Raw genomic sequence first — 11,779 nt, 5'->3', positions numbered from 1 at the left:
AGCGTCGCAACGACGGTCAGCCAGTGCCCGGCTGGGCGGAGCTGTCATCCTCCTCCGCACGCTTGCGCAACTCCTCGGCCGACAGGCCAGCCGGGGTGGCATCCTGGAGCGTGCCGTCGCCGGGAGTCTTGGTCTTGTCCTCGCGCGGGGAGTCGGCCTGGGGCTTGTCGCTCATTCAATCCCTCCGCTTTTGCTTTGTGGAATGACAACGCTCACGCGGCGCGCAGGGTCCGCATCACCGTTTCAAGGGCGACCCGCCCGGCGCCTTCCACCGCGTCGGCGGTGGTGCCGTGGAAGCGGGAGAAGGCGTTGGCCATCATCCCGACTATCGTGTCGGACCCACAGCCCATCACGTCCAGCGCGTCGCGCGCCCAGGCGTAGTGCCGCGCTTCGTCGTCGGCGTGACGGCGGAGCACGGCGGCCACGTCCGGACCGTGCGGGCGGGCGGCGTGGCGGGCGTATTTTTCCTGCGACTGCCATTCGTTCGACAGGAAGGCCAACAGCACGGCGCGGTCACCGCCGGGGGCACCCGCTGCCTGCACCGCCAGCTTGAAGAAGCCCGTGGGCACATGCGGCAACAGCAGCGGAATGCCGTTGCGGTCGCGGATCAGCGCCGACAACGCCTCCACATGCCGCTCATGGTCGGCCCGGTGGGCGCGCAGGTCGTCCCGCAGCACCGGGTCGCGCAGCGACGCGATGGCGATGGAGTAGGCGGGCAGGGCGTCGTGTTCCAGCTGCAGCAGGTCGGTCAACTCCGCCTGCAACGCTGCGGGGTCCGGAACGTTCAGGTCATTCACCGCAGAGCCGGGCATCAGGCGCATCATGTCCGGTCATTCCGCTGCTTGCCGGCGTTGGTCGTCGGCGCGTGGACGCTGCCGGTGGTCGCGGAGTCCACACCGGGGCCGACATCGAGATCCTCCGGTTCCTCGTTCCCAGCGTCGAGTGCGCGGGCCTCCGGGCTACCTTCGCCGACCGACAGGCTCCGCTCGCCGGGGCGGGCGCCCGGCCCCTCGACGTTCTGGAAGCCGGCCTTCTCCTCGTCAACGGAAAGGCCTTCGCGCGTGGATCGAATGTCGAGCGGTTCGTCGCGCTGATCGCCGTGTCGCTTGTCGGAACTCATACCGGGCCTCCTCGCTTGTGGTCGAAACAAGTGCCTGCCCGTCCCAACAGGACGTTGCATCGGCGCGTTCCGCCGAAAGGACATGGCGGGCCTTGTCGGCACCGCCCCGCCTGCACACATAGTCGCGTTCATAGGGGGCCTCGTTCGTAGCGCCGCGCAGAATGTTGACCCCGCCGCTCAGGCAATCCTTGACCGCACCCGGGCGGTTCCGTAGGGACTGAGGGCCAAAGGCGGGACATCGCGGATGCCCCCGCTACGACCGACACCCCTTCACGCAGCACGGCCGCCCCGGCGGCCCGAACGGACAGCGTCATGCTCAACGCCACTCTCCCCACCGACGCCCAAGCAGACACCGTCATGCCGACGGCGGCGGACATCTTCTCCCACCCAAAGTTCCGGGCCCCGGAATTTCGGACGGGGGAGCGCGAGCCGGCGCCCTTCCTGCCGATGTCGCGGGCGGAGATGGACCGGCTGGGCTGGGACAGCTGCGACATTATCGTGGTGACGGGCGACGCCTACATCGACCACCCCAGCTTCGGCATGGCGATCATCGGCCGCCTGCTGGAGGCGCAGGGCTACCGCGTCGGCATCATCGCCCAGCCGGACTGGAGCAGCGCGGAACCGTTCAAGGCGCTGGGCAAGCCGAACCTGTTCTTCGGGGTGACCGGCGGCAACATGGACAGCATGGTGAACCGCTACACCTCGGACCGCCGCCTGCGCCACAACGACAGCTACACCCCGAACGACGAGGGCGGGAAGCGCCCGGACCGCGCGGTGATCGTCTACAGCCAGCGCTGCCGCGAGGCCTACAAGGACGTGCCCATCGTGCTGGGCGGCATCGAGGCATCCCTGCGCCGCATCGCCCAGTACGACCATTGGAGCGAGAAGGTCCGCCGTTCCGTCCTGGTGGACGCCAAGGCCGACATCCTCTGCTACGGCAACGCGGAGCGCGCCATCGTCGACGTCGCCCGCCGCATCGCCGCCGGGGACAAGGCCCGGGAGATCGACGACATCCGCGGCACGGCCATCATCCGCAACGCGGTGCCCGAGGGCTGGGCGGTCATCGATAGCAGCAGCATCGACGAGCTGACCCCGGCCACGCCGCGCGCCGCCGGTGCCGACCACACCGTCGTGCGCCTGCCCGCCTACGAGCAGGTCAGCGCCGACAAGCTGCTCTACGCCCATGCGTCGCGCGTGCTGCACCAGGAAAGCAACCCCGGCAACGCCCGCGCGCTGGTCCAGCGCCACGGCGACAAGGACCTATGGCTGACCCCGCCGCCGATCCCGCTGACCACGGCGGAGATGGACGGCGTCTATGGCCTGCCCTACGCCCGCGCGCCGCACCCGTCCTACGGCGACGCGCGCATCCCTGCGTGGGAGATGATCCGCTTCTCGGTCAACATCATGCGCGGCTGCTTCGGCGGCTGCTCCTTCTGCTCCATCACCGAGCATGAGGGCCGCATCATCCAGAGCCGGTCGGAGGGGTCGATCCTCAAGGAGATCGAGGAGATGCGCGACAAGGTGAAGGGCTTCACCGGCGTCGTCTCCGACCTGGGCGGGCCGACCGCCAACATGTACCGCATGGCCTGCAAGGACAAGGCGATCGAGGCGGTCTGCCGCCGCCCGTCCTGCGTCTATCCGGACATCTGCAAGAACCTGAACACCGACCACAGCTCGCTGATCCAGCTGTACCGCAAGGCGCGCGCCATCCCCGGCGTGCGGAAGATCAACATCGCCTCGGGCCTGCGCTACGACCTCGCCGTCCGCAGCCCGGAGTATGTGAAGGAACTGGTGACCCACCACGTCGGCGGCTACCTGAAGATCGCGCCGGAGCACACCGAGACTGGCCCGCTGTCCAAGATGATGAAGCCGGGCATCGGTACCTACGACCGCTTCAAGGAGATGTTCGAGAAGGCGGCGAAGGCGGCCGGCAAGAAGCTGTACCTGATCCCTTACTTCATCGCCGCCCACCCCGGCACCACGGACGAGGACATGATGAACCTCGCCCTGTGGCTGAAGCGGAACGGCTTCAAGGCCGACCAGGTGCAGACCTTCCTGCCCACGCCCATGGCCCAGGCAACGGCCATGTACCACAGCGACCGCAACCCGCTGCGCCCGATCCGCCGCGAGGGCTCGGAGGAGGTCTTCTCGGCCAAGGGCCTGAAGCAGCGCCGTCTGCACAAGGCCTTCCTGCGCTACCACGACCCGGAGAACTGGCCGGTCCTGCGCGACGCCCTGAAGCGCATGGGCCGCACCGACCTGATCGGCCCGGCCGAGCATCAACTGGTCCCGGCATGGCAGCCCACGGGCGGGGCCGCACGGGCGGCGAAGCCGGCGCCGGGCAAAACCTTCTACACGCAACAGGCCGGCAAGGGCCGGCGGACGGCGCCGGGGGGCGGGAAGCCGGGACCAGGGAAGACGGGCGCGCGGCGAGGCTGAGCTTCTGTTACGCTTGCCCCCACCCCGACCGTCCCCCGCTGGGCAGGGGAGGGAGCTAAGCTTCGCGGGAAAGCGGCGGCAGTCCCCTCCCCCGCCCAGCGGGGGAGGGTTAGGGTGGGGGAAACCGTGACCGACTCAAAGACCTCTCACCACCCCGGCGCCCTCATGCGCGCCGAAGCCCTCTCCACCCCCGACCGCATCGCGGCGCAGCTCCGCGCGAACGGCCAAGCCTACGCTGATCTTGCAACGCTCCTCCGCAACCGCCCGCCGGCCTTTGCGGTCTCCGTCGCGCGTGGAAGCTCCGGCCATGCCGCGGGCTACGCCCGCGCCCTGTTCGAGACGGCGCTCGGCCTTGTCACCGCACCGGCGGCTCCGTCGGCGGTCACGCTGTACGGGGCGCGGCTGCGCCTGAAGGACGCCCTCGTCCTCGCCATCTCTCAATCCGGCGAAAGCCCCGACCTCGTCACCGTGGTCGAGCGGGCGCGCGCCGACGGTGCCCTGACGCTGGCGCTGGTCAACGAGGTGGAGTCTCCCCTCACCCAGGCCGCCGAACATTGCCTGGCCTTGTACGCTGGGCCGGAGCAGTCCGTCGCCGCGACCAAAAGCTTCCTGTGCAGCCTGTCCGCCGCCGCGTCCCTGGTGGCCGCCTGGAAGCCCGACGCAGAGCTTGAAACGGCGCTGACCGCCTTGCCCGACCGGTTGCGCGAGGCCGCCGCACGCGACTGGTCGGTGGCGTTACCAATTCTGCGTGACGCGCGGTCGCTGCTGGTGGTCGGGCGCGGCTACGGCTTTCCCGTGGCGCAGGAGATGGCGACCAAGCTGAAGGAAACCTGCACGCTGCACGCCGAGGCGCTGAGCGCGGCGGACCTATTGCACGGACCCGTGGCGCTGGTCCACGACGCCTTGCCGGTGCTGCTGGTCGCCCTGCCGGACGCGACCTTGCCCGGTGTTCTGGAGTTGGCAAAGCGCCTGCGCGGGCAGGGCGCCCACCTGCTGGTGGCCTCGCCGGTGGCCGACGCGCTGGACCTCGCCCACACGCCGCTGCCCTTGCCGGCCCCGCTGCACCCGATGCTGGACCCGCTGGCAGCGGTGCAGGCCTTCTACCCGCTGGCCGCGGATGCAGCGCTCGCCCGCGGCCTTGACCCCGACCGTCCACCCAGCCTGAGCAAGGTCACGCGGACGGTCTAGCGGACGTCGTCAGCAGCCGTACTCAGCAACCGTTCAGCGCGCGGATGCGCTCGATCAGCGGACGCCCGCCGTCGCGGCGGGAAAGGGACACCTCGGCCGCACCTTCGCAGACCCGGCCGTTGGCGTAGACGTAGTGGTAGCGCACGCGGGCGGCGTCGGTGCCCATCGGCTCGGCGGCGATCAGGCGCAGCGGCTCGCGCATGTTGGCGTAATAGCGGCTCATGGAGCCGACCTCGTAGGCGCCGCTGTTGCGCTTTTCCGGAACCAGGAAGCCGTTGGCCCGCGCGCCGTCGGCCTGGGCCAGCGCCTCGTAGAAGCCGCGCACCGTGTCCATTCCGTCGCCCGGAGCGGAGCGGGGAGGGGCCGTCACCGCCGCGGGAACTGGCGCCGGGGCCGGGGCAGGGCGTACGGCCTTGAGCGCCTCCGCGGGCGGACGCGGCGGCTGGGGAATTTGGGCCGGGTCAGCCTTCGCGGTCGGCTGCGGGATGGGCGCAGGCGCGGTCGCGGCGGGCGGCTGACCCGGCCGCACCACCACCGGAGGAGCCGCCTGGGTCCGGACCGGAGCCGGAACCGGGGGCTGCGCCTGCGGCGGGGGTGATGGCGGGGGCGTGACCGGCGTCGGAGCGGCCACGGCCGGAGCGGCGGGAACGGGAGCCGGGGCGGGGGCGGGGGCGACCTTGGCCGGTGGGGTCCCGGCGTTCGGCGTCAGGCGGATCGGACCGTTCGCAGCACCGGCCTCTGCCGCCTTCTGGCTGCGGCCGCGATAGCAGTCGTCCCGCTCGGCGGCCGACTTCAGCGGCTCGCAGCGGGCGACGCGCTCGATGCAGGCTTGGCGCAGGTCGTCGACGGTAATGTTCTCGCAGTGGGGCGGCGCCGCCTGGGCCACGCCGGTCACCCAAACGCCGGTCATGCCAGCAAGCCCCATCAGCACCATTCGCATCGAACGGTTCGCCATAGCCTCCTCCTGTCGTGCAGGAACAAGTCCATAGCAAAGCTGAGGCTTCGGGAGGGTTGCGGTGATTGGCCCCCAGGCTTGCTTTAAGACCATGCCGGAACTAGCGTATCACCCATGATCCGCCAGATTAAGATCCCCCACGCCGTTCTCCTGGAAGAACCACGGGACGGCGTTCCCCAGACCAGCGAATTGCTGTTCGGCGAGACCTTCACCATTCTCGACCGCGACGGCGACTGGTTGAAGGCCGAATGCCGGATCGACGGCTACACCGGCTGGCTTGCGCCCGGCGTCGCGCACGCCGAGCCGACCGCCCCGACCCACCGCGTCCGCGGCCGGACGGCCAACCTGCACCCGGCCCCCACCCACAAGGCGGTGCCGGTCGCGACCCTCAGCTTCGGCAGCCTCGTAACGGTGGCGGAGGAGAACGAGGCCGGCTGGTGCCGCCTTAATGACGGGCTGTGGGTCTTCAGCAAGCAGCTGGAGCCGGTCGCCCGCCCGCTGGACACCGTCCCCGTGGAGACCGCCCTGCGCTTCCTGGAGACGCCCTACGTCTGGGGCGGGCGGAGCGGGTTCGGCATCGACTGCTCGGGCCTCGTGAAGGTGGCGCTGCAGGCCTCCGGGATCGTTACCCGGCATTCCAGCGGCTTCCAGCGCAACGACGACCGGCTGGGGCCGATGCTGTCGGAAGACGGTCAAGGTGTCGATTACCAGCGCGGCGACATCGTGTTCTTCCCCGGCCATGTCGGGATCATGCTGGACGGCAGCACGCTGCTGCACGCCACCGTCTTCACCATGTCCGTGGTGATCGAGCCGCTGTCCGACGTCGCCGCCCGTGCCGAGCGCATCACCGGGGTCCGCCGGCCGGCTTTGTAACGCAACAGCCGGGGGATCACCACAGAGACACGGAGACACAGGGCGGATTCAAGCGGTCGTCGCAACAGCCTCTTCCCGTCCTCCCTTATCGATGGATTGGAGCAGTTCGTCCAGCGCCTCGGCTGGAGTTTTCCAGCCAAGGGTTTTGCGGGGTCTGGTGTTCAGGGCAAGTGCGATGGCCGCCAGGGTGTCGGCGTCATGCACGGCGAGGTCGGTGCCCTTGGGGAAGTACTGACGCAGCAGCCCATTGGTGTTCTCGTTCGTGCCGCGCTGCCACGGACTGCGCGGATCGCAGAAGTAGACGCAAAGCCCGGTGTCGATCCGGATATGGGCGTGTTGGGCCATCTCCGCCCCCTGATCCCAAGTCAGCGACCGGCGGAGCTGTGCGGGCAAGGTTGCGATCGTGCGCGCGATGGCGTCGCGGACGGCCTCGGCACCATGGCCGGCAAGCGCCGGCCCATTCTTGACCCGTGGTCCACTGGCGTGCCCCGGCATCGGGGGCAGATGCAGCAGCATCGTGAACCGTGTCGTCCGTTCCACCAAGGTGCCGATCGCCGAGCCGCCCAGGCCGATGATGAGATCGCCCTCCCAGTGTCCCGGCACCGCCCGATCCGCCACCTCCGTCGGGCGTTGGCTGATCATGATCTCCGGCGTGATGAAGGATTTGCCCCGTTTGCGGGTCCGCGCCATCGGAACGCGCAGGGTCCGTCCGGTCCGCAGGCAGGCGGTAAGCTCGCGACGCAATGCTCCTCGGCCTTGAATGAACAGGGCCTGATAAATGGCCTCATGGCTGATGCGCATCGTCGGGTCCTCCGGAAAATCGAGCCGCAGGCGTCGGGCGATCTGTTCGGGGCTCCACGCCTTGGCCCACCGCCGGTCCTGCCGACGCCCATGGCGGCGAGCTTTCCAGGTCACGGCCGGCCCAGGGATCGCCACGCCGTCCGGGGCAACCACCGTGCCGGCCAGACGCTCTTGCACGTAGTCGCGCAGGACTGGATTGACTACGAGCTTGGCCGGTTTGGGCCGGCGCGCCGAACGGTCGGCGTGCCACTGCGCGGTCGTCGCCCGATACTCCAACCCGCCCGAGCGGGTGGCGGCATTGCGCCGCAGTTCCCGGGAAATGGTCGAGGCCGCTCGCCCCAGCTGGCGAGCGATCTCCCGCACGCCGAGCCCCTGGGCACGCCGCAACGCGATCTCCTCCCGCTCCGCAAACTGCAAGTACCGTCCCGACGGCGGCTTCGCCGATGACGCAAACTTCGCTGGTGGCATACCCCCGGCCTCTCGGAACCACCGTGTTCCCACCGCGGGCGACACGCTTGCCAGAGATGCCGCATCCTCGCTCGCTTGTCCCGTCGCGATCGCCGCCCAGAACCGCCGACAATCCTCCCGCCGTGCCGAAGGGGGCCGGCCAGGTGACCGCAGAGGAGCCCGCCCAGATCGATCCGATCGCCGCTTCTGCTTCTTCATCGCAACCTCCTTCACCAGGCTGTTGCGACGACCGCTTGAATCCGCCCAGAGTTTTCCGGTCAATGGGACGCAACAATCCTCTGTGTCTCTGTGCCTCTGTGGTGAATCCCCCCGCCGGATCGCGCGTCCTCCGGCATCCGCACGCCCAGGGCGTCGCCCACCATCAGCAGGGTCGGGCCGTCGCCCGCCGGGACGCCGTGTTCCGCCATGGCGCCCAAGGTGGTCCAGTGGTGGCGCTCGTCGGGGCGGCAGCCGTTCTCCACAGCCAGCACCGGCGTTTCGGCGGACAGGCCGCCCGCCGTCAGCCCTCGCCCGACGCGCCGGGCTTGGTCGCGCCCCATGTAGATCGCCAGCGTCCCCTTCGGGTCGGCCAGCCGCGCCCAGTCGGGCTCGGTCGCGTCGCCCTCCCGCGCGTGGGCGGTGACGAAGGTGACGGCGCGCGAGACGCCGCGCTTCGTCAGCGAGATGCCGGCGCTGGAGGCGCAGCCGAGCGCCGCGGTTATGCCGGGGATGACGGAGACGGTTATGCCTGCCGCCTCCAAATGCTCGATCTCCTCGCCGGCGCGGCCGAAGATCATCGGGTCGCCGCCCTTCAGCCGGACGACGCGCCGCCCGGTGCGGGCGTGGGACTCGATCAGTGCGTTGATCGCCTCCTGCCCGTGCGAATGCTTGCCGGATCGCTTGCCGACGCAGACCAGCTCCGCCCTCGGCCGCGCCAGGGCGAGGATCCCAACGCCGACGAGGTGGTCGTAGAGGATCACCTCCGCCTGGGCGATGGCTTTGGCCGCGGCGACGGTCAGCAGGTCCGGGTCGCCCGGCCCGGCGCCGACCAGCGTGACGTGCGGCCGGCGCGCCGTCACCTCTGGAATCGCGCGGGTGACGCGCCGGGCGGTGTGCGGGCGAAGGACGGACTCGATCCGTTCGCGCAAGGCCACGATGAAGTTGAAACGCTTTCCCTCGGACGAGGAGGCGAGTCCGTCAAGCCACGTGGCAACGCTGGGCATCGGCGATGATCTCCTTGATCTCGGGAATGCAGGATCCGCAGTTGGTCCCGGCCTTCAGGGCCTGCCCGACCTCCTGAACGGTGGTCAGCCGCTGGCTCTGGAGCGCCGCTATGATGCGGGTGATGCCCACACCGAAGCAGGAGCAGACCGTCCGCCCCTCGTCCAGCACCGGCACCGGGGACCGGCCGGAGAGCAGGGCGCGGCGGGCGGGCGCGTCCATCGCCTCCGCCGACAGCAGGTCGACCAGCCAGCCTCGGCCGGGCAGCCCGCCCGACGCGGACAGGAACAGGCAAGCCTCCAGCCGGTCGTGGGTCAGCCAGGCGCGGCGGAGCACGCCGCGCGCGCCGTCGCTGTAGTCGACCGTCGCCCCTTTGAGGTCGAAGGTGAACTCGTCGGGGGAGGGGAGGGCGCCGTCACCGGCCAGCTCAATCAGGTGGCCGCCGGGAACGGCGCGGCGCGCCCAGTAGCCCCCGTGGGTGGGCTCCACCGGCTGCCGGGCGATCAGGAAACCGGTCCAGGCGGTGGCCCCGGCTGTGATGTAGGGCTCCACCGTCACGGGCATGCGCTTCAGGTCGGGCTGGCCGGAGAACGGATCCACCGCGTTGTCGTCGATCAGCCGACCGATGACGCAGGATCCGGTGAAACGGTCGGTCCAGTGCATGGGCAGGAAGGCCTCGCCCGGGCGCTGCGCCTCCGTCACGCGGACGCGGGCCAGCGCGGTGCCCACCGGCGTCGTGGCGCGGGCCAAGCCGCCGTCGGTCAGCCCGCGCGCCTCCGCGTCACGCGGGTGGACGTCCAGGACGGGCTCCGGCGCGTTGGAGGACAGGCGCGGCGACAGGCCGGTGCGGGTCATGGTGTGCCACTGGTCGCGCGAGCGGCCGGTGTTCAAAATCAGCGAACCGGGCGCCACGGCACGGGGCAGGGCGCGCGTGGTCACCGGCACGAAGCGCGCCCGCCCGTCCGCCGTGAAGAAGCGCCCGTCGGTGTAGAGGCGCCGCGTCGGCTCGCTTCCAACCCGCCGCGGCCACGGCGCGGGGGACAGCGTTTCAAATTCAGCGTCGGAAATCCCGGCGAGACCGCCGATGTCGAAGGCGCGGCTTCCGTCGTTCTCGAAGCCGGACAGGGCGGCGTGCTCGCGGAACACGTCGGCCGGTGTCTCGTAGGGGAAAGCGTCGCCAAAGCCCATGGCGCGGGCGACCTGGGTCATGATCCACCAGTCGGGCTTCGCCTCGCCGCTGAAGGGCCGGAAAGGCCGCTGGCGGGAGATCGTGCGATCGGAGTTGGTGACCGTGCCGTCCTTCTCGCTCCAGCCCGCCGCAGGCAGGCGGATGTGGGCGAGGCGCCCGGTGTCGGTGTCGGCGATGCAGTCGGAAACGATGACCGTCTCGCATTTGGCCAGCGCCCGGCGCACGCGGGCAGCGTCGGGCATGCTGACGGCGGGGTTGGTCGCCATCACCCACACAGCGTGCACCGTGCCGTCCTCGACAGCACGGAACAGGTCCACAGCCTTCAGACCGGGCTTGGCGGCCATGTTCGGCGCGTTCCAGAAGCGGCGGACGCGGTCCACCGACTCCGGCTCGAACCCCATATGCGCGGCCAGCTGGTTGGCGAGCCCGCCGACCTCGCGCCCACCCATGGCGTTGGGCTGGCCGGTGACGGAGAAGGGGCCCATGCCCGGCGCGCCGATGCGGCCGGTCAGGAAATGCGCGTTCAGGATCGTGTTGACCGTGTCCGTCCCCTGGGACGACTGGTTCACGCCCTGGGAATAGACCGTGACGACGCGGCTGGTCGTTGCGAATTCAGCGTAGAAGGCGGCGACCTCCTCGACCGACAGGCCGCAGACGGCGGCGACATGCTCCGGCGAGGGTGCGTCGGCGCGGGCGGCGTCCAGCGCGTCCTTCAGGCCGGAGGTGTGCTCCGCGACGAAGCGGGCGTCCAGCGTGCCGGTGTCGGCCAGATGGACCAGCAGGCCGTTGAACAGCGTGGCGTCGGTGCCGGGCTTCAGCGCCAAGTGCCGGTCGGCGCCGTCCACCGCCGCGGTGCGGCGCGGGTCCACCACGACGATGCGCGTTCCGCGCGCTTTTTTTCCTGCGAGCACACGTTGATGGAGAATCGGGTGGCACCACGCGAGATTGGATCCGACCAGCACGATCAGGTCGGCAAGCTCGACATCCTCGTAGGTTACCGGGACCGCGTCCGCCCCGAAGCCGCGCTTGTGCCCCGCCACGCTCGACGCCATACATAGGCGTGAATTCGTATCGATGTTGGCGGTTCCTAGGAATCCCTTCACCAACTTGTTGGCGACGTAATAATCCTCGGTCAAGAGCTGACCGGAGACGTAGAAGGCGACCGAGTCCGGCCCGTGCCGCCGGATGGTGTCGGACAGCCGCCCGGCCACCGCCGCGATCGCCTCCTCCCAGCCGACGCGCCGGCCATTGATGGTGGGGTGGAGCAGGCGTTCCCCCAGCCCCAGCGTATCCGGCAGGTTCGCCCCCTTGGAGCAGAGGCGCCCCCGGTTGGCGGGATGCTCCGGGTCACCGCGCACGGCGACGGAGCCATCCTCCGCCACCATCGCCAGCACCCCGCAGCCCACCCCGCAATAAGGGCAGGTGGTGCGCACGGTTTGTCCCCTCTCCCCCCCGGGGAGAGGGTTAGGGTGAGGGGGTCCGGCGTTTGCCGAACTCTCATGTCCCCCGACATCCCCCTCACCCCGACCCTCTCCCCGGGGGGGAA

Annotated in this window: 10 protein-coding genes; 3 read left to right on the top strand and 7 right to left on the bottom strand. The window is 70.2% G+C overall.

The annotated features are described in order from the left end of the window. Positions 1–16: 16 nt before the first annotated feature. The 3 genes from M2351_RS43950 to M2351_RS43940 are packed head-to-tail and all read right to left on the bottom strand — an operon-like array spanning position 17 to position 1,120. Entirely contained in the window at positions 17–175 is a 159-nt protein-coding gene (locus tag M2351_RS43950; protein WP_264662235.1) for a hypothetical protein, read from the bottom strand. Positions 176–212: 37 nt separating this feature from the next. After that, positions 213–824 (bottom strand): ferritin-like domain-containing protein, encoded by a 612-nt coding sequence (locus M2351_RS43945; protein WP_264662234.1) that lies wholly within the window; start codon positions 822–824, stop codon positions 213–215. After that, on the bottom strand, positions 821–1,120 hold the full coding sequence (locus tag M2351_RS43940; protein WP_264662233.1) for a hypothetical protein: 300 nt from the start codon (positions 1,118–1,120) through the stop codon (positions 821–823). Before M2351_RS43940 ends, M2351_RS43945 begins: the two co-directional genes overlap by 4 nt. A 357-nt stretch (positions 1,121–1,477) precedes the next feature. Between M2351_RS43940 and M2351_RS43935 the strand changes: the two genes are divergently transcribed. Then, entirely contained in the window at positions 1,478–3,559 is a 2,082-nt protein-coding gene (locus tag M2351_RS43935; protein ID WP_264662460.1) for a YgiQ family radical SAM protein, read from the top strand. A gap of 126 nt (positions 3,560–3,685) precedes the next feature. Continuing rightward, positions 3,686–4,747, top strand: a complete 1,062-nt coding sequence (locus tag M2351_RS43930; protein WP_264662232.1) for an SIS domain-containing protein — start codon at positions 3,686–3,688, stop codon at positions 4,745–4,747. 22 nt (positions 4,748–4,769) lie between these two features. Here M2351_RS43930 and M2351_RS43925 read toward each other — a convergent pair whose 3' ends face one another. Beyond that, on the bottom strand, positions 4,770–5,702 hold the full coding sequence (locus tag M2351_RS43925; RefSeq protein ID WP_264662231.1) for a hypothetical protein: 933 nt from the start codon (positions 5,700–5,702) through the stop codon (positions 4,770–4,772). Positions 5,703–5,816: 114 nt separating this feature from the next. Here M2351_RS43925 and M2351_RS43920 point away from each other — a divergent pair, with 114 nt between their 5' ends. Continuing rightward, complete coding sequence (locus M2351_RS43920; protein ID WP_264662230.1) at positions 5,817–6,575, top strand: C40 family peptidase; 759 nt, start codon at positions 5,817–5,819, stop codon at positions 6,573–6,575. Positions 6,576–6,623: 48 nt separating this feature from the next. On the opposite strand, the gene M2351_RS43915 is transcribed toward M2351_RS43920, so the two are convergent. The 3 genes from M2351_RS43915 to M2351_RS43905 are packed head-to-tail and all read right to left on the bottom strand — an operon-like array spanning position 6,624 to position 11,666. Beyond that, positions 6,624–8,042: an IS30 family transposase gene (locus M2351_RS43915; RefSeq protein ID WP_264662229.1), complete on the bottom strand. Its 1,419-nt coding sequence runs from the start codon at positions 8,040–8,042 to the stop codon at positions 6,624–6,626. Between the two features lie 59 nt (positions 8,043–8,101). Beyond that, entirely contained in the window at positions 8,102–9,046 is a 945-nt protein-coding gene (gene cobA / locus M2351_RS43910; RefSeq protein ID WP_264662228.1) for a uroporphyrinogen-III C-methyltransferase, read from the bottom strand. Next, positions 9,021–11,666 carry a molybdopterin-dependent oxidoreductase gene (locus M2351_RS43905; RefSeq protein WP_319801975.1) on the bottom strand — a complete coding sequence of 882 codons (2,646 nt, stop codon included), beginning with the start codon at positions 11,664–11,666 and terminating at the stop codon, positions 9,021–9,023. The genes cobA and M2351_RS43905 overlap by 26 nt, the downstream gene beginning before the upstream one ends. Positions 11,667–11,779 lie beyond the last annotated feature (113 nt).

Origin of the sequence: Azospirillum canadense, assembly GCF_025961225.1 — a bacterium.
GTDB lineage: Bacteria > Pseudomonadota > Alphaproteobacteria > Azospirillales > Azospirillaceae > Azospirillum > Azospirillum canadense.
This window is presented reverse-complemented; position numbering and strand designations above follow the sequence as displayed.